General features: G+C 55.9%; 21 protein-coding genes. 10 read left to right on the top strand and 11 right to left on the bottom strand.

The window, feature by feature from the left end:
- The first annotated feature begins 2 nt into the window (after nt 1-2).
- The 3 genes from P0120_11605 to P0120_11595 all read left to right on the top strand — a co-directional run bounded on the left by P0120_11605 (nt 3) and on the right by P0120_11595 (nt 1,132).
- Nucleotides 3-599, top strand: a complete 597-nt coding sequence (locus tag P0120_11605; protein ID MDF0674963.1) for a hypothetical protein — start codon at nt 3-5, stop codon at nt 597-599.
- Between the two features lie 183 nt (nt 600-782).
- On the top strand, nt 783-986 hold the full coding sequence (locus P0120_11600) for a type II toxin-antitoxin system HicB family antitoxin (GenBank protein MDF0674962.1): 204 nt from the start codon (nt 783-785) through the stop codon (nt 984-986).
- Nucleotides 983-1,132 (top strand): hypothetical protein, encoded by a 150-nt coding sequence (locus P0120_11595; protein ID MDF0674961.1) that lies wholly within the window; start codon nt 983-985, stop codon nt 1,130-1,132. The genes P0120_11600 and P0120_11595 overlap by 4 nt, the downstream gene beginning before the upstream one ends.
- 179 nt (nt 1,133-1,311) lie before the next feature.
- Here the strand turns inward: P0120_11595 and P0120_11590 are convergent, their stop codons facing one another.
- The 8 genes from P0120_11590 to P0120_11555 all read right to left on the bottom strand — a co-directional run bounded on the left by P0120_11590 (nt 1,312) and on the right by P0120_11555 (nt 13,748).
- Nucleotides 1,312-4,074 carry a DUF499 domain-containing protein gene (locus P0120_11590; GenBank protein ID MDF0674960.1) on the bottom strand — a complete coding sequence of 921 codons (2,763 nt, stop codon included), beginning with the start codon at nt 4,072-4,074 and terminating at the stop codon, nt 1,312-1,314.
- The gene (locus P0120_11585; GenBank protein ID MDF0674959.1) at nt 4,074-4,499 is read right to left on the bottom strand and encodes a HEPN domain-containing protein; all 426 of its coding nucleotides are present in this window, start codon (nt 4,497-4,499) and stop codon (nt 4,074-4,076) included. The genes P0120_11590 and P0120_11585 overlap by 1 nt, the downstream gene beginning before the upstream one ends.
- Nucleotides 4,483-4,830: a nucleotidyltransferase domain-containing protein gene (locus tag P0120_11580; protein MDF0674958.1), complete on the bottom strand. Its 348-nt coding sequence runs from the start codon at nt 4,828-4,830 to the stop codon at nt 4,483-4,485. The genes P0120_11585 and P0120_11580 overlap by 17 nt, the downstream gene beginning before the upstream one ends.
- A gap of 189 nt (nt 4,831-5,019) precedes the next feature.
- Complete coding sequence (locus P0120_11575; GenBank protein ID MDF0674957.1) at nt 5,020-5,982, bottom strand: hypothetical protein; 963 nt, start codon at nt 5,980-5,982, stop codon at nt 5,020-5,022.
- Nucleotides 5,983-5,984: 2 nt separating this feature from the next.
- The gene (locus P0120_11570) at nt 5,985-7,346 is read right to left on the bottom strand and encodes a hypothetical protein (protein MDF0674956.1); all 1,362 of its coding nucleotides are present in this window, start codon (nt 7,344-7,346) and stop codon (nt 5,985-5,987) included.
- Between the two features lie 1,712 nt (nt 7,347-9,058).
- Nucleotides 9,059-9,484: a hypothetical protein gene (locus P0120_11565; GenBank protein MDF0674955.1), complete on the bottom strand. Its 426-nt coding sequence runs from the start codon at nt 9,482-9,484 to the stop codon at nt 9,059-9,061.
- Nucleotides 9,485-9,562: 78 nt separating this feature from the next.
- A complete protein-coding gene (locus P0120_11560; protein ID MDF0674954.1) occupies nt 9,563-12,937 on the bottom strand; it encodes a helicase-related protein in 3,375 nt (1,124 codons plus the stop codon).
- A 541-nt stretch (nt 12,938-13,478) separates the two neighbouring features.
- Entirely contained in the window at nt 13,479-13,748 is a 270-nt protein-coding gene (locus P0120_11555) for a DUF202 domain-containing protein (protein MDF0674953.1), read from the bottom strand.
- A 348-nt stretch (nt 13,749-14,096) separates the two neighbouring features.
- Here P0120_11555 and P0120_11550 point away from each other — a divergent pair, with 348 nt between their 5' ends.
- The 6 genes from P0120_11550 to P0120_11525 all read left to right on the top strand — a co-directional run bounded on the left by P0120_11550 (nt 14,097) and on the right by P0120_11525 (nt 18,159).
- Nucleotides 14,097-14,354: a glutaredoxin domain-containing protein gene (locus P0120_11550; GenBank protein MDF0674952.1), complete on the top strand. Its 258-nt coding sequence runs from the start codon at nt 14,097-14,099 to the stop codon at nt 14,352-14,354.
- A gap of 138 nt (nt 14,355-14,492) precedes the next feature.
- Nucleotides 14,493-14,873: an NADH-quinone oxidoreductase subunit A gene (ndhC, locus tag P0120_11545; GenBank protein MDF0674951.1), complete on the top strand. Its 381-nt coding sequence runs from the start codon at nt 14,493-14,495 to the stop codon at nt 14,871-14,873.
- Nucleotides 14,873-15,283, top strand: a complete 411-nt coding sequence (gene nuoB, locus P0120_11540; GenBank protein ID MDF0674950.1) for an NADH-quinone oxidoreductase subunit NuoB — start codon at nt 14,873-14,875, stop codon at nt 15,281-15,283. Before ndhC ends, nuoB begins: the two co-directional genes overlap by 1 nt.
- Nucleotides 15,280-16,716 carry an NADH-quinone oxidoreductase subunit C gene (locus P0120_11535; GenBank protein ID MDF0674949.1) on the top strand — a complete coding sequence of 479 codons (1,437 nt, stop codon included), beginning with the start codon at nt 15,280-15,282 and terminating at the stop codon, nt 16,714-16,716. The genes nuoB and P0120_11535 overlap by 4 nt, the downstream gene beginning before the upstream one ends.
- A 40-nt stretch (nt 16,717-16,756) precedes the next feature.
- Nucleotides 16,757-16,921, top strand: coding sequence for a hypothetical protein (locus P0120_11530; GenBank protein MDF0674948.1), 165 nt, complete (start codon nt 16,757-16,759; stop codon nt 16,919-16,921).
- A gap of 71 nt (nt 16,922-16,992) precedes the next feature.
- Nucleotides 16,993-18,159 (top strand): aminotransferase class I/II-fold pyridoxal phosphate-dependent enzyme, encoded by a 1,167-nt coding sequence (locus tag P0120_11525; GenBank protein MDF0674947.1) that lies wholly within the window; start codon nt 16,993-16,995, stop codon nt 18,157-18,159.
- A gap of 63 nt (nt 18,160-18,222) precedes the next feature.
- Here the strand turns inward: P0120_11525 and thpR are convergent, their stop codons facing one another.
- The 3 genes from thpR to P0120_11510 are packed head-to-tail and all read right to left on the bottom strand — an operon-like array spanning nt 18,223 to nt 20,735.
- Entirely contained in the window at nt 18,223-18,846 is a 624-nt protein-coding gene (thpR, locus tag P0120_11520) for an RNA 2',3'-cyclic phosphodiesterase (GenBank protein MDF0674946.1), read from the bottom strand.
- Nucleotides 18,843-20,135, bottom strand: coding sequence for a competence/damage-inducible protein A (locus tag P0120_11515; protein MDF0674945.1), 1,293 nt, complete (start codon nt 20,133-20,135; stop codon nt 18,843-18,845). Before P0120_11515 ends, thpR begins: the two co-directional genes overlap by 4 nt.
- A gap of 3 nt (nt 20,136-20,138) precedes the next feature.
- A complete protein-coding gene (locus P0120_11510) occupies nt 20,139-20,735 on the bottom strand; it encodes a hypothetical protein (GenBank protein ID MDF0674944.1) in 597 nt (198 codons plus the stop codon).
- A gap of 143 nt (nt 20,736-20,878) precedes the next feature.
- Between P0120_11510 and P0120_11505 the strand changes: the two genes are divergently transcribed.
- On the top strand, nt 20,879-21,601 hold the full coding sequence (locus P0120_11505; protein ID MDF0674943.1) for a chlorite dismutase family protein: 723 nt from the start codon (nt 20,879-20,881) through the stop codon (nt 21,599-21,601).
- The last annotated feature ends 153 nt before the right edge of the window (nt 21,602-21,754 follow it).

The following is a 21,754-nucleotide window of genomic DNA, read 5'->3' as shown; positions in this document are numbered from 1 at the left end:
CAATGGATCAGGCTCATGAACTCGATGATCTCATGGAAAGGATGGTGGCGGCCTATATCGCTCGTAACCGGGCGGCAGGAGCTCTGAAGACAATGCTTGACGAGACCGGCGTAGGCTTTTCGCCGGTCATTGATCATGTCACGATTCGAACGCTCGATATCGACCGTGGAGCTGAGCCATTCGTCAAGCTGGGCTATACCTATGATGAAACCCTGCAGTACGACGATTGGTACGCGAAGGTCTACCGCAAGACCGGCTACCCTGCCCTATTCGTAGACCAAGCCTATCCCGATGCACGAGGTAAGACCAGCATCATTCCCGGCTGGGTCGATACATTCGGTGACAAGGTCTTTCACCATGTGGCCGTTCGGGTGGAAGAGATCGAACAGGCCGTCGCTCGGCTGCAGCAAAAGGGTGTAGTGTTCGCCGGCAAGATCGTCGGAGCTGCGGGTGGGCCGCTCAGGCAAATCTTTTCGGCGCCGGAAACCGTCGATGGGCAACCGTTCTCCGTCTTGGAGTTGGCTGAACGCCACCGAGGTTACCAAGGATTCCTGCCGCCTCAGGCCGACAGTCTCATGAAATCTTCTACTGGACGCTAAACCCTTCTCGCAAGTTCACGCTGTTTATCTTACGCTTCCGTTCCACATTGACCATATGGTGAACATTCCACGACACAATCACGGCAATGTCGTTGATTCCAGGGGGAATTGTTCGAGCGGATTCGAGGTTGGCTCCCGTACTCTGTTATAATTCTTCCCAATCGTCAGACTTACGAGGCATATATGGAATATCCTATCGTTCTGGAACAAGATTCTGAAGCCGGAGGGTACGTGGTGTACTGTCCGACTCTCAAAGGATGCGTCTCACAAGGCGAGACGGAAGAAGAAGCCTTGGAGAATATCAAGGACGCCATCAAGACTTACCTCGCCAGCATCGAAGATCTGAAACGCCTCAAGAAGTTGCGGACCGTCGAAGTCGGCGCATGACCAAGCTGCCGCAGGTCTCTCATGAACGCGTCGTGAGAGCCCTCAAACGCGTGGGCTTCTATCTCCTTCGAGAAGGCAAACATATTTCCATGACCGACGACAAACACATCGTCATCATTCCCCGTCAGCACGTCATCTTTTTCTGACCAGATCAATCCAGGCTGGTTGCAAGACGGGCTGCCGCAGATTACGCCACTGTTTGGATGTCCTACAGGCAGCACGCTACGAGCATAGGTGCGTTTCTAGCCTCCTCGCCCCGGAGGCTTAATACCGCACGAACTGCACCGTACCAGAGCCATGGTGTTGGACCTCCTTCGATTACACGCTAGCTGAGCTCGATGTGCACCGCCTGCGAGAGATTAAGATCCTGGAGCACCTGGCGGAGTTCGGCCTGAAATGAGCCTATCTGATCGGAATCAAAGTCTACTGTAAAGTCCAAACCAAGGCGAAGGTCGGAGCCACTGCGTAACTTAGGGAGAAGCTTGGTTCCCAGACGATTCCAGACCTCCGGAGGAATTGAACCAGTAATGTGCAGCGTCCTCTTAGTAGCAATGGCCGTCATGCTGGGTGCCTCTGGTTGAGGAGTAGTCGGCTGCAGTTCAGAGGGAAGAGGCTGTTCCCCAACATCAGGAGGCGTCTGGGCTCTTGTCTTGAGTGCCTTAGCTCTTGACCTCAGGACCAAGTAGACATCGGCATCAAAGGCAACTTCATCCGTCGGCAGCATCTCTTCAAACCAGAGCCGCGTATAGGTGCCGCCAGGCTGTTGACCTGAAGCGAGACCGAAATCTCCGCGCGTGACAAAGTCTGGAATGCAGCGACGCAGATATGCATCGGGATCGATTAACCGCTCCATTGAGCCATTGAGAAATGCCTGACGGAGGCTAACGAGTGGCCACGAGCCGGACTCCTTGAAGGCCTGGGGCCATTTTCTTTCGAGATAACTCGCACCAGGGGATTCGTTGAGCAGGGCTTGAGACTTCAAAGCCGTCAGCACTCTTCCGCAGAGCGTTTCGGAATTGCTCGCATGGCCGGCCCCTAGGTCAATGACTTTCAAGCCGTCTTGTTCCTTGTTATCCGCCAGTACCACATAGCGATAGCTCGCCCACACTTCATCTCTGGCGAGTTCTTCCGAATCGTGAACCTTGCTTCCCACCTCGAACCGGTCCGCCCGTTCGAACTCGCCCGCAAGAGTGCCGTCCGTAAGATCCTTTTCCACACGTTTCCAGGCCAGCCACATCTCCAGCTTATCTTTCAGATCACGGCCTGGCTTCCGGACGCACCAAATCAGGGACCCTGGATACAGCCTGGGCGATTTCCCGCGCTGCTTGGTCCATGCGGCGATGGTGCTTCGAAGAGTGCCGTTGCCACGCCATTCAGATTCGGGATCGAGAATTACGAGGGTCAAGCGAGGAGTATCCTGGATAGCCGTGCCGTCTTCTGGAAACGTCACAATCGGCAAGGTCGCACCACGCTCAAATTCTCTCCTGACCACCATCAAACCGGCTTTCTGCACCTCGTCGTCATCTAGGGAGGCGCGCTTATCGCTGACCACCTTCTTGAGCGTGGGTTTGAAACCAAACCGGAATCCGTCCTGACCGACCTTTCTGATGAAATAACCCTTCGACTCGAAGGCCACGGCCGCATTATCGATTGACGTGGTCTCAATCTCAGGTTCGCCCAACGCAAAGCGAATCTCTGGCAGATGGGCTGCCTTATCTCCTTGCCCACCGGAAGACTCAAAGAGAATCGCCGCGCCCACTCGACGATGGATATCCCGAAGGGGGCCTTTGGTATCGACATCGAGTGCACGAGCATGGCTATGCTCATCTGTGAGATCGGCTTGAATGGCGCCAAGCAATCGCGACTCGCCCAATTGTCCAAGAATCACACCACGAAACTCAGACACTTCCAAGGGAGCCGATCCCAGGGTAATGAGCGGCTCGCGCCTGGCACGTTGATAGGCATCTCGATAGGCCCATGAGATCCATTGCGCCAGCATGGCGAGGGTGCCTCGAGTTTGTTGATACTGGGGCAGCGCCTGCCACTTGCGCTGGAAGACGGACAGCGTGGCCGGATGGAACGGATAGCAAGCTTCAAATCGACTGCGAAGAAAGTCGCGAGACTTGGCATCCGTAGTCGCGGTATCGACTGCGGTCCATTCAGAAGGCAACTGCGCTCGCCGTTCAAAACACCAGTCGGCATAGACCTTGGCAACGGCCTTCCGGACTTTCTCAGGCCCTAGATCCTCAAACAGACGCCGCCGTACGACTTCGCTGATCTCCGTCTCATCATTCGCGATGAGATCCTTCGCCACTCGCTTGACGACTTTCGTGATCTTGTCCTGCCAGTCCTGATCCCACTGGGTCATTTCAACCTGGCTACGAGGCAAGCTGATCATCGCGGCACTTCGTGGGGTGCCGGTCATGACCACCGTCAGATTCTGGATGAAAGCATGAAAGGGCTCTGCCATCGTGCGATGGCGATTCAGGAAGTTCAGCACCTCATCGAACAGAATGAGGGCGCTCCCTCCGGCGGCATCAATCACACGACCGATGGTTTCTGTGCCAGGAGGCGTCGTCTTGGCAGCGGGTCCAAGTGCAGCCACGCCAGCATCGCCGGCTAACTGCCGAGCGAGATCAATCCAGGGAGTCTCACGGCCTTCTCGTGGGTCCCAGGCATTCCCGACAAAGACCGCCACTTTTGCCTTTGGGATATCTGATAGCCCCACTTGTTTCACCAGATCTTTGACACCGTCATGAACGACGACTTTCTTACTGTGTTCCAAGAGGTGGTACAGAGAGGCAAGCGTGTGCGTTTTTCCACCACCGAATTGGGTGACGAGGGTGAGAACTGGAGCGGCGTTCTCGGTCTTTCCAGATAAACGCTGAAGCACCATCCCGGCATGTTCTTGGAGGGCGCGGGTGAAACAGGTCCGATTGAAGAATTGAACGGGGTCTTTATAGTCTTTGGGAGCCGTGCCGGCCACGACCTGTTCGAGGGCAATGGCGAATTCGTCGGGATTGAACGACCGCCCTTCCCGGACTTCGGGACGCGGCATCGCGACTTTGTACCAAGGGTCCAACACCATCAGTTTTCTCCTTGAAGGACTTCTCGCGGCAACAATACCCGTATAGACTCTCGGACACGCCGAGCCGTGGCGACGGCCTGCTCTGCCTCGGGCCGATCAATCGGATCCCAATCGCCTGGATAACGCGCTTCGATGGTGTAGCGATTGAGTGGCTGCACATCTTGTGGATTGTGTCCGCCCAACCCGGCTGAGATCGCCAGGTTGAGCAAGACGACGAGGTCATGGGATCGTGGGGCATCGAGGCGTTTGAATGTGAGCCAACCCTTCAGGTACTTCTCCACGCATTGCTGGGCATGAAAACACACCGTATCGAACGGGCACTCCTCGTCACGAATGGTGAGGGTGTGTTCCGCGTTGCGCAGATCGTGCTCCGCCTTCTCGATCCACTGCCGAACCTGTCGGGCCACATCACGCGGCTCGGTCATACAGCACACGCCCTTCGATCGCCGCAGGTCGTAAGACCGAGCCGATTTGGTCACGGGCCCGCTCAAACTCGTTCGGAGTCACGACAATGAGGTCCAGGGGGATTGTTCGATCGGCAAGAGCCCCGTCGATTTCGGTCGCCTTCCGCCGTTTGGACCCCTCCACCGGCATGACAATCAAGAGGTCCACATCACTGTCCGGCCCAGCCTGGCCGCGCGCGTGCGAGCCAAAGAGGATGATCTTGTCCGGGTGAAACTGGGACACAATGCGACGCACCATCTCGGCGATCGCATCATGGACCGGAGGTGTGTTCAACGCGGAATGAGTCATCATTACCTCCTTACAATCATGACACGCCTATCTTGGCACAGCCAGCAGCATTGCGTCGAGGAGGCGCTTCTCTTCGCTAGATTTTAGATTGAGAGCGATCGCAAACTCGTGTGGATTGAATGACCGGCCATCCTGCACTTCGGAACGCGGCGTTGCAACTTTGTACCAAGGATCAAGATTCATGGTTCCCCTCTACTGCCGTCGTAGCCTTTCGAATAAGGCTAAGGCCGATTGCTTGAGATAAGCTAAGTTTGCGTATGCAACCGGTTCGAAATCCCTGTCGCCTTGATATAGTCGATAGCGAATACCATCGGTAACGACGATGTCGCGGACAACTCCAAGTTTTTCGAGATAGCCTTTGGCCTGGCCCAGTGCGCCCTCAATGCCCTCTCCGAAGCGTTTCGCCTCAATAACAAAAGCGCAGTGTTCCGGCAGACGAGGTAAGCGACTAAAGAGGCACACATCGATGTCTCTCCATTTCACAGCAACGTACTCTGGCGGCCATCCAAGCGAGCCCAAAAGAGGGATAAGAAAGTGGCATATCGTCTCATCTTCGGTCGGCGGATCACCGAAATTCTTCTTGTCCCAGTACAACCCCGAGAGGTCTCTCACTTGGCCGACGAGATGCATGAGATATGGCGGGACATCGTCCATGAGCAGCTCGGCAGGTGGAAGTGATGGTAGCGTGGCACTCTGCCAGTCATGCGGCGGAGAATTAATAAAGCGGCGGGCATAGTCGACCACATTGGAATTTGTCACACGGGAGAGGCGTGGCGGGCTGGCGCCAAATACTGGAGCGCAAAAGTCATGTGGGTGAGGGAGTTTGAACCATCTCACACGTCTCGCATGCTGAAGATCCCACCCGTTCACGTCGTCAAACTGAGGGAGGTAGGCGTAGTCGCTCGCGACCAATCCAACGGCCACAACCGCTGACATGCCGTGGCGAAGAAGAACAATGTCTCCGACATGAACCTCTGTCGCGAAGTGGCGAACAAAATGACCCTCATACAGTTCATCTTTCCGGTCGGAATGCCAGGGGCCAATAGCCCCTGGTCCAATCAGCGCGACACCATGCTTCAGCAAGAGATCGATATAGGAACGATTGGAAGGTCCACCGGATACCTGCCAGACTGTCTTAGTCGTGTCTTCAGACATTGTTATCGTGGAACGGCCAACAGCATCGCATCGAGTAGGCGTTTCTCTTGGCTGTCTTTTGGATAGAGAGCCGACATGGCGTTGGCGAGGCGCAGGAAGTCGGGACCTCGTTCCTGCTCTGCTTTGAGCAGCGCGCGCAAGGCATTGGCACGGCCACTGGATTGCAACAACATGGCCGCATGGACGCGATCAAGCGTTGTGGCCTCGCGGCGAGCAGTCAATGCTTCGTCGCCGACTTCTTTGATCGACTTTGCCTTGCCCTTCTTACCTCGACCACGACCTTTCAGGGCCGGTGCTTCCAACTCCGGCAACGCAAACTCTAACGTCATCTGCGGATTGAGGCGGGCCTCCTGCTCAATGCGTGTGGCAACGGCAGAGGCGCCTTCTTCGCCAAAGAGCTGCTCCGCCCGCTCGCTCACCGGCAGGAGACGGACGATCCCCTTCTCGGTTTCGATGATCCGTCCTTCCCATTGGTCGAGATGGATTCCAAGCGGTTGAGCGAACCGCCGGACCACGTCGAAGATCAGCGTGTAGCCCTTTGCTTTCTTCTTCATCCCACCACTATCCTCTTCGTTATCCTCTACATCCCTGTCCTCATCGTCCTCACCTTCAACCTTGGACTCACCCTCTCCACTCGTACTTTGCAGCGTCCAGAGGAAGACAGCCGTAAGCCGCGCATCTTCTTCGACGGCTCCTGCCGCGCCGTTGCGCGCGCGAGCTTCGGCTGTACCAAGTACTTGTTGGAGTGCCAATCGACCCACGGTTTCCCAGACGTAGGCAAGGAACCCACGCTTGTATGGTTCACTCGCGGTGGGATCTCCACCGAGCGGGATCACTCTCCCCTCGGCATCTTCGACTTTCGAGTACCGGCTATAGATTTCCATCGCCGGGCCGATGCAGGCAAAAACGAGGTCTGCACCGCGCACACCTTCAGACTGCAATCGTTCGATCCAATCCCCAACGCGAACTGGCAATTCGCGGTACACTTCGCCCCAGTCGCCGGTCGTTTCCTCTGATCGTGGCCGGCAGATCAGATGAACACTAGTGGCAAGGGCAGCAGAGGCCTGAGAGCGCAATCTGCTCGGACGTTCAGTTGAGATAGGCCAAGAAGCGGTGATCACGAGACCAGCCTTGATCATGCCTGATAATAGTGCCTCCCAGCCTTCGGTGGTTTTGTGAGCAAAGACAACACAACCAATCCCATTTTCCTTTAGAATCCGGCGTCCCTCGTAAAACGCCTGGCCTACCTTGTTTTCGAAAAACCCGCGATCTTTTGGGTGACCGTTTACGATCTTCTCCCGGTCTTGGACAGCCTCCTCGGCTTTGGGTGTAAGCGGATTGCGTGGATCGAATATGTCTCGCAAAAGCGAATGTCCGGGGAGCATTCGCTTCAACCACACATAAAAGAAATCTGATAGATCAGAGTATGGAATAGCATCGTAGTAAGGGGGATCTGTGAACCAAATTGCAGCAGAGTCGCTAGGAATGGCAATATCTGTTGCGTCGCCCACAACAACCGTCGCTCGTTCTGCGCCAGACCACAAGGTAGCGTTTATGACATCTCGAGCTATTCGAAGAGACGATTGAAGGCTACCTGTTGATCCAGATAGTGGTGAAGTTTCGCAGTAATCCCAGAGCATCGGTAAAGCATGCCTGCCAAAGGTGGCCGCAGATGTTTGGCGGTTCGAGGCCCAGCGAGACAAGGTGGAATTAAAATCAACCAAGCGGTCGGCCGATAGTGCGAGTACTTCTTTGACACTAGCCATTGTGCTATCGGCTGCATCAAGTTCCCTTATCAGCTTTGATATCGTGCAAAGAGCCAGTAATTGCCGCTGATTGAAAAGATCCCTCCATTGCGTCATGCCATAATTCTGGATCCGGAAACCTAGTGTTCCCTTGGGGGGGAGATTCTCGTTCGGGACAATAGATAGGCCTGGCTCAAATTCGTCGCGCGCGATAATCTCTCTTAGCCTTTCGTCAGCGATTCGAATAGGGCGGTAATCTTCTTCACGGGGCTTTCTATAAATCCTGCCATTGCCCGTCGCGGGGGAACAGACAACAGCGAGTAAGCGAGCGCCCCCACAGCGAGAGCCCGTCTTATCAAGAATTATATTGCCGCCACCTCGTTGGTTCCTTAATTGTGCACGTACTCGCTCCCCGCTGACTGTGTTCCCACAACAAGGGCAGACAGCATTGCCGCGTACAATCGTTCCGTTAGGAATTTCGTTCTCAGAAGGATTGTTGGCGACCTCAAATTCAATTCTGGGCCTCTGCTCTCTGCGCTCAGGCCTACAAACACTGTAACGAAGTGCAACCCGGTGGTTGCCTGATTTAGCGAGCCACCATGAACGAATAAGTGGAATTTCAGCTCCACACTGGGACGATTCGCAGTGAATCGTTCGAGCCCAAAGATATGCAATGGGTTTGGCTCCTTCACGATCACGAGGATATAAAGCACCTAACTCTTTACTAACTTTCTCTTCGATTTGCCTGCCAATCTTCCACACGAGATCAGAAAGCTTGGTACCGTGACGTGGAATATCTTCCAATATGGCTTTGAGAATAAGACAAGCGACTGGGTTTAGATCACTCGCGAAGGCCTCACATCCGAGCCGTAATGCTTCAAGTGGAATGGATCCACCTCCAGCAAAAGCGTCTGCGACGAGCGGTGGCGCTTCACCATGCACTGCCTTTACTAGGGCATGAGAAACTTCAAGGTAAGTTCTGTCAGCTGACACATCCCAGTTGGAAAACTCTCCAACAAACCTAATGAGCGCTTTCCTGAGAGCTTCATCGGTTGGACCTATGTTTCCAATGACTTGGGGCAGAATTTCCCGCACTTTCTTTTTGAAATGTTCGGGACACAGTTGGTCACACGGATCTGGCAGCAATAGTCCTAAGAGCATGGCCCGACACGCACCTAGTGGGCGCCTAGCCCACCACAGGTGAAGGGATTTGGGATGTGCTTGAGCTACTGGCTTCTCTTTTATCGAATAGGCAGAAACACGTGCTATTGGGAAGTCTCTTTCTGCAAGGCGCTTGACTTGGGGGTCGAGTGGCATGAGCATTGAGTCAATTAGAAGCAACCACATTCACGGAAGCCACCCGTTGTCTTCCTTCTTCTGATGATCTGGCCTTTTTTCTTCGCCTGTTTCCGTAGCTTCTTGCCCAGCGGGCTTTTAACAATTTCTTTCCATAAAAGAAATCGGCCTCTATCATCAGTTTTCTGAAAAACAAGTAATGAGTCTCGGTACTGGCCTAAGCCTTGTTTCGCAGTGGGAAGATTAAGACGCCAAACATTGTTATGGTGGAAATCCATTTTCTTATGGGCGAATGAAATTCCAGCGCATCTCACAGAAATATCCATTTCATTCCCAACTGCTGGATTCGAGCTTCCTCCAAAGAAAGGGCCGACCTCAACCGGAAATTCCACCTGACTATGGCTGCCCCCTGAGAGTGGCTCAGCTTCAATCCACAGAACCGTAGCTCTTTTAATGCTCATAATATAGACACCTCCTACTTACAGTGGAAGCAGTTATTAAGGAATATAGGTTACCGAGGATCGCACTGATCTTGGCGATTACAACTCCTTCTTTCCATATGGAGGTGATTTCTCGCGCACGGTCATCGGCTGCGTCATCGCATCCACAGACAGATAGTAGTGATCCACCTTCTTGACCTCGTGCCAATCCAGACGCGCCGGGTCTTTGATGGGCTCCTGTAGACGCGGCTGGGATTTGCAGTGAGTCACCACGTACAGCCAATAGCAGTCTCGACGATCTTCGGCCACCCGCTTCTCGTTCGGCGTGAGGCAGACGGTGCCGCTCTCGTGCCCGATTCCTTTGATCTCAATCAGCCTTAATTCACCGGACTGCGTATCCAAACTGGTGATGTCGTACCCCAAGTCCTTTTCATGCACGTCCGTCACCGTGCGGCCTTGTGCCTGTTCATGCTCGATGACGACCCGCATGGCAATCGCCTCCGTCTCTGGATCGGGCCGCAGATTCTTGACCTCCGGCTTGTTACGCTCCGGATGTGGGAAGACGAGGACGCTGGTCATTCGCTCCACGGATTGCAGCGTGAGGGACCGCTGCCGTTCCAATTCTTGACGACGCTTTTCCCGGCGAGCGAGCAGCACGGCATGTCGGTCTTCCGCCAGCTTAAGACTGCCTGCCGCTCCTTCCACACCTCGTTCTGCTTCCTCCGCAAACCGGCCAATGAGCCGATCTTCTTTCTCCAACAGTTCTTGCAGCGAGAGTTCGACATGGGCTTTGACGCGGTCCACTTCTTCTAAGCGCTCGGCGCGGACTTCTCCCAGGAACGGGTCAAGCGCCTGCTGATGTAACCATTGCTGGGTATCATGGGAGGTCGCGACGCCCGGCAGTGCTTTGGGGGCCGGAGCAGCTTGGAGATTCCCGAGGACGCTGGGCTCATGGAGGCGACATGCCCCATCTTCCGATACCTGCACGGCAAAGAGGCGTTCGTGGACGACATTACCCAATCCATCAACGATACGGGCTCGGTAGAAATCAATCCGGCTTGGCGCTGGATGCTCCAGCGAATAGAAGCAGGCTCCGACCGCGAGACTCTCTTGAGCCTGATTCAAGCCATGGCGGCGCAGGGCCTCGAACAAGGGATGTCCTGGTGTCACCCATTCCAGATTGTGCGTTTCGGCTGTCTCCCGATCGGTTGAGAGCTTCGGGTATCGGTTGGCCAAGGGTTGGCATTTCCAATCCGGATTGGTCTCAAACTGCCGAAGGATGTGGGGCGTACTTCCTGGCTCGAATGTATGCGGGAGCGAGGCAACCGGTTTGAGCGTGAACGGAACCAGCGGAGCAACTTCGCGGAGAAACCGGGCGATCGTTTCCGGCACCACGCGCCGTTCTTGCGCCCGCGCTCGGCGTTCGAGCAGCATTTCGAGGTTGAGCTTCTTTGAGGCGAGCCCTTCCAAGGCATGTTGGCAGATTTCGCGGAAGCGTTTCTCTTTCACATCGCGCAGCAGCCGTTCTTCGAGGTCCGCATCTCCGAGGCGTCCCGAATAGTAATCGCGCAAGACACTCTCCAGTCTCGACGCGGGAAGAATTTCTCCGACCACGTTGAAGACGGCGTCGTCGTCGAGTGCGTCCCTGATCTCTTGGAGTTTTTCAAGCAGTTTCTGTAAGACGCGCCCCTCGACGGTATTCGTGGCAACAAAGTTGAAGATCAGACAGTCTTTGACCTGTCCGTAGCGATGGATGCGGCCCATTCGCTGTTCGAGCCGATTGGGATTCCACGGGATGTCATAGTTGAAGAGGATGTGGCAGCACTGGAGATTGATGCCTTCGCCTGCTGCTTCTGTGGCAACCAGAACCTGAATGGCGCCGTCCCTGAACTGCTGCTCGGCGTAGAGGCGGCTTCCTGGTTCATCTCTCGATCCGGGTTTCATCCCGCCGTGGATAAATCCCACGCGGAAACCCCAGGTCTTGAGCCGTTTCACCAGATAGTCGAGCGTGTCTTTGAACTCTGTAAAAAGGAGAAGCCGCTGATCAGGATGATAGAAAAAGCCTTGTTCCTGGAGGACATCTTTGAGCCGAGAGAGCTTCGCCTCGACTCCGGCCTCTTCGACCTGCCCCGCCTGCATTGCCAATTCTTTGAGTTCTTGGATCTCCTCGCGGGCCTGTTCGGGATTCTGCGCCAACGTGATGGCTTCCAGAATTTCTTCCAGTCGTTCCCGCTGCGATTCCTCCATCTCCTCCAATTCGTCGGGATCGGGCAGTTCGGGCGGGGCGAGCCTAGCGAGCTCTTGGGCCCGTTTCAGGCCTTCCTCTAGACGCCGGGCACGATTCTGCAGGGAGTGGCGCAGCGCATAGGTGCTGGAGGCGAGCCGTCGCTGGTAGAGTGCCATGAGGAATCCCACCGCACGGGCGCGCGGATCATCCCCTTGGGCTGCTGCTTTATGGGATTGGGCTTTCACATAGGCCGTGACTTCGCGATAGAGTTGGTCCTCTTGGCCGTCGATCTTGAAGTCCACCGTGTGGGGGATACGTTTGGTGAAGATCTTTCTGGCAATCCATTTGCCGTCCGGCTGCCGTTCGGGGAAATACACCATCGCCTCTTTGGTCCGTCGCAGATAGAACGGCGCGTGGCGGCGTTCCATCGCCTGCCTGATGGAGCGGACGTCTGCGTAGGCGTCTTGATCCAAGAGCTGCAGAAAGAGGCTAAAGTTTTCCGGGATGCCTTTATGCGGTGTGGCGGTCAACAAGAGGATATGGTCGCTAATATCGCGAAGCAGCTCACCCAATCGGTAGCGCTGACTCTTGTGCTCCGAATCGGACGCAGACATGCGATGGGCCTCATCGACAATGACGAGATCCCACCGAACTTGACGGAGACCAGGCAGGATAGTCGTGCGCTTGGCTAGATCAAGTGAGGTCAGCACGTGCTTTTGTTCCAACCATTGATTGACGCCGAATTGGTCACGGATATCGTCGCCCTTGAGGATGAGAAACTTTTCGTCGAACTTCTCCCGCAGCTCTCGTTGCCACTGAAATGTAAGGTTGGCTGGACAAACGATGAGGATGCGTTCCGCTAACCCACGCAACTTCAGTTCCCGAATCAGTAGACCGGCCATGATGGTCTTTCCGGCACCGGCATCGTCGGCGAGCAGAAATCGGACCCTGGCGAGTTTCAACAGATGGTCATAGATGGCTTCTAGCTGATGGGGCAGAGGATCGACTCGGGAGATGGAGAGACCGAAATACGGATCGAACTCGTAGGCAATGCCGAGAGCATAGGCTTGCAATCCAAGACGGAGGAGATTGCCGTCGCCGGTGTAGGTATGTGTAGGGTCTTGGATCCGAAGTGTCTTGATATCGGAGAGAGTGAGGGTAACGTTTCTGAAGCGTTCAGTTTGCGTGCCGACAAGACCGATAATCCAAGTGTCTGTTCCGCCGAAACGAACTGTCTCGACCCGCATTGGTTCGTTGAAAAGGGAACCACTTAAAACTTGTCCTTCTTTAATTGGATACGTTGAATTCATTTGGAATACTTTTCTTCTCTTGGCGCGCGAGGATACCGGCTTTCGAAAGAAGGAACAATAGGACAGAGGGTAGGCGGTCTGTCATTATGCTGGATTGGAGTCAGCCTGGCGGAAACCTAAAACGATTTTCTCGAGTAAACATCCTCTTTGATCAAAGAACGCCTGTCCCCCTTCGCCACGCGCTCTCCCATCATACGGTTTCGACGGCATTCGAGATGGGATGGGGCAACCTGCAGAACGGAGATTTGCTCAAAGCAGCAGAGGGTGTGTTCGACGTGCTTTCAGGCTGGAACTGCGGCAGAGGTCTAAAGTTGAACCCTCCGGTCAATGAAACCGTATCGCCGATGGCGAAGACTCCGGGATTGACGATCCCGATGATATCGCCTGAGTTGGGTGCCAGACTCACAAACGCGTCTAACGAAAACCAGGGTTTCCTCCCGCCTCAGGCGGATAGCCTCATGAAATCCTCCGCTGGACGTTAAGCCGTTTTGTCGACTTGGGAACCGAATGCCCGCGTGATCATGGTTTTGACCGCTATGAACCGGCTTATACCGAGAGCGAGGCATATCACGCCGGCCGCCAACGCCAGCGCACCGAGCGTCTGTACGTATGGGTGGTCCAACAACCACATGGCCGGCACCCCGACAATCACAAAACCTAACGCAGTTCGGATATAAGCCAGCAACGTCCGTTCATTGGCCAACTCGGTCCTATGCCTGGACAACTGATTTCGAAGCTGTTCGTCCACTGTTTTCCCTCTCTATGCTCTTATAACACACCTCTTCAGACGCCGACGCAAAAAGGCGCGGCTATTAAGCCATGGGGTTCCGCGTTCGGTGTGGATTCTTGCAACGGAGACAGTCTGCACCGGCTGGAACAAGCTGTTTCGTGCTTCAGGAGGCAGACAGGAGAGTCTATGAGCACGGCACGCATAAATCGAGCAATGGCAAGGCTCAGCACGATTGGAACACCTCAGTACATTCCATGATTGCTCCGCTCGTCCTGAGGCTCTCGAATGTTGGACAAAGGGTTTTTCCGTAGTCTGCTAGGGGTTTTGCGAGTGTGTTCATGGGAAGAGATTTGCTTTACTTAAGAAATGCTTGAGCTCTATCAGTTTGAGGAATGCGAGTACAGCGCTCAGGTTCGTCACAAGATGTCTGAATGGGGGATCGACTGCATCTTGAGGAACGTCTCGAAAGACAAATCCGAGCGGGAGCGCCTGAAACGAATCTCCGGACACAACATGACTCCGACGCTCGTCGATTCATCATGCGGGGTGATCATCGCCGGTGATGACAAGAAGATCATAGAACATCTGCACAGATATCACCGCGGCAAGAAGGGGGTGTCGTGACTGAATGCGGCGGGGGCTGAAACGGCTGCGTGAAGAAAGCATGGCCGCGTCGAGTGGCATCGTCCGTGATCCCGGTACGCTGCGACACAACCGACGGCGCGACGCTTCCCACGTCATGTCTCATCATGGAGGTCATGGGTGACCGACCACCTCTGGCCCCTGGCCGGCTATTTTATCGCGGTCCTGGTCGTTGCGGCGGGCATGATCGGCATCTCCGCTCTCTTAGGCGAACGGCATCGCGAGAAGGCGACCGACGAACCCTATGAATCCGGAATTGCCGTCACGGGCTCGGCGCAAAACCGGCTCCCGGTGCAATTTTACCTGGTCGCGATGCTGTTCGTGATCTTCGATCTGGAAGCCGTGTATCTGTTCGCCTGGGCCGTGGCGGTGCCGGAGGTCGGCTGGCTTGGGTTCGGTGAAATGCTCGTGTTCATCGCGGTGCTGTTTATCGCGCTGGCCTATGTGTGGCGGGTCGGTGCGCTGGAGTGGTCCGGGGCAGTCCACGTGAAGCGGATGTGATGGTCATCGCCGGAACCGTTTTCATAAAGATGGCGCCGATCATCAAGCGGCTGTACGAACAGATGATGGAGCCCCGTTGGGTGATTTCCATGGGATCCTGCGCCAATTCCGGCGGCATGTACGACATTTATTCCGTTGTCCAGGGGGTCGATTCGTTCCTGCCGGTGGATGTCTATCTTCCCGGCTGCCCTCCTCCTCCACATACGTTTATGGAAGGCCTGTTGCGGTTGCAGGAACAGGTCGGCCGGGAGCGGCGGCCGCTGAGCTGGGTGATGGGCGACCGACAAGTGTCGAGACCACTGATGCCCTCGCAACGCGATCACAAACGAGCGGAGAGAGAACAAGCGACGGACTTGCTGACGATAGACAGGTTACCGGTGGCCGAGTTGAAACGGGAAAAGTGGAAATGACGCAGACCGCAATCGTCGATGAGCTCCGCAATCAATTCGGGTCGGGCACGTTCGGTCGACAAGAGACTGGTGACGGGATTCCCACCGTCTGGACGACAAAGGAGCGGGCGCGCGAGGTGCTCGGCTACCTGAAGACCGAAGCGCAACGGCCCTACAAGATGCTCTATGACCTCACGGCGATCGACGAGCGGGTCCGGCGGGTGAGGCAGGATCAATCTCCCAGCGATTTCACGGTGGTCTATCACCTGCTCTCGTTCGAGCGGAATGAAGACGTGCGCCTGAAGATCCCGCTTACGGAAAGAGCCGCTGCTCTTCCCACCATCACCGATCTCTGGCCCGCCGCCAACTGGTATGAGCGGGAAGTCTGGGACTTGTTCGGCATCACCTTCGTCGGTCATCCGCATCTCCGACGGATTCTGATGCCGCCGACCTGGCAAGGCCATCCCCTGCGGAAAGATCATCCGGCTCGGGCCACCGAGATAGGCCGGTTTTACTTGCCGGAGGACAAGCAGGAAGCGGAAGAAGCGGCCCTCAAGTTTCGTCCTGAAGAGTGGGGAATGAAACGTTCGCGTGAGACATCCGATTTCATGTTCCTCAACATGGGACCGGCCCACACCGGCACCCACGGGATCTTGCGTCTGGTTCTCCAATTGGATGAAGAGAGAATCGTCGATGTGGTGCCCGACATCGGCTACCACCATCGCGGGGCGGAGAAGATGAGCGAGCGTCAGACCTGGCACACATTCATTCCGTATACCGACCGGATCGACTACCTCGGGGGCGTCATGAACGAGTTGCCCTATGTCCTCGCCGTAGAGAAACTCGCCGGCATCGATGTCCCGGATCGCGCCAAAGTTATCCGCGTCATGATGGCGGAATTCTTCCGGCTCGCGAGCCATCTCGTCTGGTACGGCACCTTCGCTCAGGACGTGGGCCAGCTCTCCCCGGTCTTTTACATGTTCACCGATCGGGAGCGAATTTTTCACATCGTGGAAGCGATCGAAGGCGGAATGATCAAGGTCAATGTCGGCGAACTGCAGCCTCGATTCATTCCAACCAAGGGCGTCATGGAAAAAGGAGAGTGGTCGCTCAAGAAGGGCGACCGAATTGAGCTTGCGGTGAGCGCCGAGAATCTCGTGGTTGACTATCATCCGGTGAATGCGCCAGGCTGGCATCGCATCATCAAAGGACAATTGGCCCAGCCGCTCATCGTCGGATATGAATGGGCCGTGATCAGAACGGACGACGGCAAAGAAGAGGCATTCGCCGTTCGACCGTTGGCTCGCTTGAAGGTGGCTGCGCTGCCGATCGGGGTTCCAGCTTTGTTTCTGATCGGTGAAGCCGGCAAGATTCTGGATGCGACCTTTGTGAACGAAGAGTTAGCCCCCCCGGCAAGTCCAGGAATGGAAGCGATCGGTTCCCAAAGCTTCTGATCGACAACTCGATGCGACGCTGGTCACCCCACCGGTCTTGATGGCGACGGTTCGCACCAACGACGGGAAAGAACATTATGTGGAAGTCCGGCCTTTTGTCGAGGAAAAGCTCAGCAACCTGCCGAAAGGGAAGTCGGTGATCCTGCTTTTGGATGACGAAAACAAGGTCACCGATGTGGCGATCCCTCCTGAGCCTCGACGATGACCAAGGCGTATTGCATAATATGATGGAAGGGTACCGCTAGGATGGACAGGCACGAGCAGAGGAGTCGACCCATGCAAGGCTTTACGACCAGACAACTGCATGCCGACGGACAGACGAAGCCCATGAACGCCCATACGATGCCGATTTTTCTCACTTCCACGTTTGCGTTCGATTCTCCCGAAGCCGGCGCGGATCTCTTTCTAGGGCGTCGCGACGGGCACGTCTACAGCCGGATGGGAAATCCGACGGTTGAAACCGTCGAGCGGGTGGTCGCTGATCTGGAAAACGGAGAGGCAGCCGTCGCCTTTGGGTCGGGAATGGCGGCCATCCAGGCGAGCTTGTTGAGTATTCTGAAAGCCGGCGATCATGTGATCTGTGGGGAAGTGCTATATAGTTCAAGCTTTCATTTGATCACGGAACGTTTAGCCGATTGGGGGATTACCTCTACGGTCGTCGATACTTCGGATCTGAAGGCCGTCGAAGACGCCATCCGCGACAAGACCAGGGTGATGTTCTACGAAACCCCCGCCAATCCGACGTGCAAGATCACCGATATCCGGGCCATCGCCGACCTGGCCCGACCCAAAAACATCGTGACGATCGTCGATAACACCTTCTCCAGCCCCTATTTTCAGCGACCGTTGGATCTGGGTGCCGATATCTCTCTCCATAGCGCGACGAAATATCTGAACGGCCACGGCGACGTGATCGGCGGCATCGTCGTGGCCGGCTCTGAACTGGCCGCCAAGATTCGCCTCTATCGCCGCGACACCGGCGGCATTCTCAGCCCGTTCGACGCCTATCTGCTGCTGCGAGGCATCAGAACCCTTTCCTTGCGCATGCAACGGCATCACGACAACGCGATGAAGCTCTTTGAATTTCTTGCCGGTCTTCCCGCAGTCAGCAAGCTGTACTATCCCGGCGATCCCAAGTTCCCCGGACACCATGTGGCAGCCAGGCAGATGACCGGCTTTGGCGGCTGCTTCAGCTTCGAGTTGGCCCGTGGGTACGAAGCGGCCAAGCGGCTGTTGAAAGGACTGACGCTCTGCACGTTGGCGGTGTCCCTGGGCACGGTCGATACGTTGATCGAGCATCCGGCCTCGATGACTCATGTCGCGGCGCCGGCAGACGTCATGAAGCGGCAAGGACTCACGAGCGGGCTCGTGAGAATTTCGGTCGGCTGCGAGGATATCGAGGATGTGATCGCCGATCTGGAGCGCGCATTGGCGACGCTCTAACAGGCTGTGGATTCCCGCCCAGTTAACCTCAGAACAGGCCGGATGCCGACGTGGGGAGCATCATCACTGCGGGTACCCATGACAACCCGTTCTCACTTCCCACAACTTCGTATACAGAGATCCCGTCGGTCGTAGTTCACTTTTCATCAGGACGACCGACTTCACCACCAGCACACCCAATGAAATAGGCCGGTCCATGACACCGCTCTTGGCCAGAGCCTGGCCGACGTGGCGCTCCCCTACCTTGATCCGCGCGAGCGTCAGGTGTGGACTCAAGGACCTACCTTCCGGTGCGAAGCCGAACGATCGGCAACCATCCTCCACGGCACGATGCAGGGCCACTAATCGCTTCGCCTCATCACCCTGTTCCCACTGCTCCGACGGACCGACCCAGAGCACACGTGGCTGTTGAAGACGAGGGAATACGCCGAGCTGCTCGACCGTCATGTGGACAGCCCCATGGCCTGTCATGGCCCGTTCGACGGCCTCACGCATAGGCTCGACCAGGAGCTCGTCCGTATCGCCGAGAAACTTCATCGTGAGGTGAATGGACGACGGCTGCACCCAGGTAATCCGGATGTCTGGTGAGGATTCCCGGCCAAGTCGTTGTTTCAAGTCTTGTTGAACCAGCATGATCCGGTTGCGGAGATCCTCTCCCAGTTCCACGGCAAGAAAAGTCCGTATCATGCCTCTCCTCTGGCGATGAGCCATCGACGAAGCATATCAAGGGCCGCCTGAGCAGCACGCTGTCGAATGACGGACCGATCGCCGTGGAAGCGAAACTCTTTTGCCATGACGTCATCACCACCACCGTCGAGCCCGATGTAGACTAGCCCGACGGGTTTGGTCTCTGTCGCACCGCCCGGCCCGGCAATGCCCGTGACGCTCAATGCCACCGACACACCAGCGCGGTCTCGCATCCCTTTGGCCATGGCTTCAGCCACTTCTCGACTGACTGCTCCATGCTGCTCGATAAGATGCGCCGGCACACCAAGCATGTCCGTCTTTGCTTGGTTGCTGTAGCAGAGCGCCCCGCGATCGACATAGGCAGAGGATCCCGGTACTTGTGTGAGCCGGTAGCCAATGAGCCCTCCCGTGCAAGATTCAGCTACTCCGACAGTGAGATTCTGCTGCCGTAGCAGTCGACCAACTACTTCTTCCAACGTGCCCTGCCCTTCGGCATAGATCCAATCGCACAATCTCGTACGGACACCTTCCACCAATGACAGAAGAACGGCTTCCTTGATCGATCGATGCGCCCTCGTCGTAAGCGACACCAGCACTCCTGTCGGCGAGGCCAGAAGCCCCAGCGCAACCGGCGTCCGTTTTTCTATGAGGCCCTGCAGCTTTGTATTCACATCGGACTCAGGTAAGCCCCAGGTATGAAAGATCACTCGTGTGATGGGATGGAGACGTGCCTGCTTCGATCGATCGAGTTGATCCGACAAGCACGGAATCACCGATTGCTGCATCATGGCTTGCATTTCACTGGGGACACCAGGCAGTGCAATCACGCGCGCGTTCCGCCATGTCAGCGCAAAGCCAGGCGCGGACCCCACCGGGTTTGGCAAGACCGTAGCCCCTGACGGAATCAAGGCTTGCCGCAACTGTCCGCGATTCGGTGTTCGCCCCCACTGAGCCAACCTGGCCCTCATGCTCTCGAACGCTTCTTTGCGGCGAGCCAGTCGGAATCCCGTTACCGACGCGACGGCTTCTCTGGTGCAGTCGTCGACCGTAGGACCTAAGCCCCCCGTCAGAATCACAATGCCAGCCCGACGGCAGGCTGTTGTCAGGACTTCGGCAATGTCCGACTGATCGTCTCCAACAATTGTCTTAAACTTGACCTCGATGCCGATCGTGGCCAAGGCATCTGCGATAAACAGCGAATTGCTGTCGGACCGGCCACCGACGATCAGCTCGGAGCCAATCGCGATGGTTTCGGCAGTAGACATGCGCGCCGATGGTGTCATTGGCATACGCTAATCAATGTCGGTGAAATTGAGCGAAAAGTGGACCGCTCCGCCGGTCGCAGGAAATACTGTGATGGTCGTCTGCGCATTCGGATCGAAATCGGCATAGCTGAAGGTGGCTACGACTTTTGCCCGGAATTTTGGAGATTTTGGCCATACCGAACTCCGACCGGCTTGGCCATCGACCCGTACAGTGACGGGCTTGACTATCCTTCCCCCTTGGTCAAGGACGATATAACTGTTTACGGCAAATGAAGGACTCTCCCCAAGGATCCCCGTGCTCACAAGCATCGTCGAGGCCTCAGTCACTTGTGCAATATCGGCTGCGCTCGGTTCAAGCCCTCGTAAGGCCATGTGTGTTGCCATGACCGACAATCCTCCGAGTTTCGTGACAAGAAACCCCGCAGGATGCAGATCGTCGCCGCTTCCGAATCGGGTATAAAATATCTCGGGAGCTTGACGGTGTGCCGCTGCCTCTTTCCCTCGATCGAGCGCCAGCTGGACTTGTGCTTGTTCCGGCTGCACCTCAATCGCGGCAGACGGACAGGCGATGCCACAGGTCCAGACCGCCATTATCCACACAGCCGCGCACACAGGAGATTTCATAGGACTGCGAGTAACAGAACCCTGGTGGGCTGTCAATGAATACTCTTTCCGCCTTGCTCTCCCGTTGACAAGACCAAAGGGGAAATGCTAAACGAAGAAAAAATGAAGAAGTGTTTCCTTTTAATCTACTAAAGGAGCTTTGAATGTCGACCCCGGATACTCCTGCTGCCACCCCGACGCCTCGGCGCCAGTATGTAAACTTTGTTTTTTATAAAGTGGACCCGGCCTGGCGGCGCCTGCCGGAGGATGTGCGCACCCAGGGCAAACAAGAGTTCCTCCGGGCCGTGGAGGACTTCAACGGCAAAGTGTTGGTGGTCCCCTATTCCACCATCGGCATTCGCGGAGACTGCGACTTCATGCTGTGGCGTATCAGCTACGATCTCGACCTGTTCCAGGACATGGGCACCAAGATGCTTGCCTCCGGCCTTGGGCAGTATCTCTCCACCCCATATTCTTACTTGGCGCTGACGAAGCGATCCGTCTATGTCGACCACCACTCACACGCGGGACAGGAAGGGAAACGTCTGACGGTGGTGCCGGGAAAGAGCAAGTACATCTTTGTGTATCCGTTTCTCAAGACACGAGAGTGGTTTCTGCTGACGAAGGCAGCACGCCAGGGCATGATGGACGAGCACATCGAAGTGGGGCATCGGTTCCCATCCGTAAAGCTGAACACGACGTATTCGTTCGGTTTGGACGATCAGGAATGGGTCGTGGCGTTCGAAAGCGACAAGCCGGAAGATTTTCTCGACTTGGTGATGGCGCTGCGGGAGACGGAGGGATCGCGATATACCCTGCGGGACACTCCGATCTTTACCTGCATCCGACGCAGTCTCAAGGAAACCCTCGACACCCTCGGCGGCTAGATAGCCGGATCAGCGCGAGTACTAGGGGTCTTCGGTCGTGACGATCGAAGACCCTTCGTTTTTAACGGCAATGAACTGCAGCCCTGCCGCGCGTCTCTGCAGCTTTGACAGCCCGACGAGGCCTATGATACCTCTACAATGTCACTTGCTGGA

The sequence above is a fragment of the Nitrospira sp. genome, from assembly GCA_029194675.1.
Lineage (GTDB): Bacteria > Nitrospirota > Nitrospiria > Nitrospirales > Nitrospiraceae > Nitrospira_D.
Note: the sequence above shows the minus strand (reverse complement) of the source record. Positions and strands in the feature narration are given on the sequence as shown.

Excerpts from the sequence above, each read along its gene's own strand:
- P0120_11605 (MDF0674963.1), top strand. The coding sequence starts at position 3 with ATGGATCAGGCTCATGAACTCGATGATCTCATGGAAAGGATGGTGGCG.
- P0120_11600 (MDF0674962.1), top strand. The coding sequence starts at position 783 with ATGGAATATCCTATCGTTCTGGAACAAGATTCTGAAGCCGGAGGGTAC.
- P0120_11595 (MDF0674961.1), top strand. The coding sequence starts at position 983 with ATGACCAAGCTGCCGCAGGTCTCTCATGAACGCGTCGTGAGAGCCCTC.
- P0120_11590 (MDF0674960.1), bottom strand. The coding sequence starts at position 4,074 with ATGGTGTTGGACCCTTGGTACAAAGTCGCGATGCCGCGTCCCGAAGTC.
- P0120_11585 (MDF0674959.1), bottom strand. The coding sequence starts at position 4,499 with ATGACCGAGCCGCGTGATGTGGCCCGACAGGTTCGGCAGTGGATCGAG.
- P0120_11580 (MDF0674958.1), bottom strand. The coding sequence starts at position 4,830 with ATGATGACTCATTCCGCGTTGAACACACCTCCGGTCCATGATGCGATC.
- P0120_11575 (MDF0674957.1), bottom strand. The coding sequence starts at position 5,982 with ATGTCTGAAGACACGACTAAGACAGTCTGGCAGGTATCCGGTGGACCT.
- P0120_11565 (MDF0674955.1), bottom strand. The coding sequence starts at position 9,484 with ATGAGCATTAAAAGAGCTACGGTTCTGTGGATTGAAGCTGAGCCACTC.
- P0120_11560 (MDF0674954.1), bottom strand. The coding sequence starts at position 12,937 with ATGCGGGTCGAGACAGTTCGTTTCGGCGGAACAGACACTTGGATTATC.
- P0120_11550 (MDF0674952.1), top strand. The coding sequence starts at position 14,097 with ATGCTTGAGCTCTATCAGTTTGAGGAATGCGAGTACAGCGCTCAGGTT.
- nuoB (MDF0674950.1), top strand. The coding sequence starts at position 14,873 with ATGGTCATCGCCGGAACCGTTTTCATAAAGATGGCGCCGATCATCAAG.
- P0120_11535 (MDF0674949.1), top strand. The coding sequence starts at position 15,280 with ATGACGCAGACCGCAATCGTCGATGAGCTCCGCAATCAATTCGGGTCG.
- P0120_11530 (MDF0674948.1), top strand. The coding sequence starts at position 16,757 with ATGGCGACGGTTCGCACCAACGACGGGAAAGAACATTATGTGGAAGTC.
- P0120_11525 (MDF0674947.1), top strand. The coding sequence starts at position 16,993 with ATGCAAGGCTTTACGACCAGACAACTGCATGCCGACGGACAGACGAAG.
- thpR (MDF0674946.1), bottom strand. The coding sequence starts at position 18,846 with ATGATACGGACTTTTCTTGCCGTGGAACTGGGAGAGGATCTCCGCAAC.
- P0120_11515 (MDF0674945.1), bottom strand. The coding sequence starts at position 20,135 with ATGCCAATGACACCATCGGCGCGCATGTCTACTGCCGAAACCATCGCG.
- P0120_11510 (MDF0674944.1), bottom strand. The coding sequence starts at position 20,735 with ATGAAATCTCCTGTGTGCGCGGCTGTGTGGATAATGGCGGTCTGGACC.
- P0120_11505 (MDF0674943.1), top strand. The coding sequence starts at position 20,879 with ATGTCGACCCCGGATACTCCTGCTGCCACCCCGACGCCTCGGCGCCAG.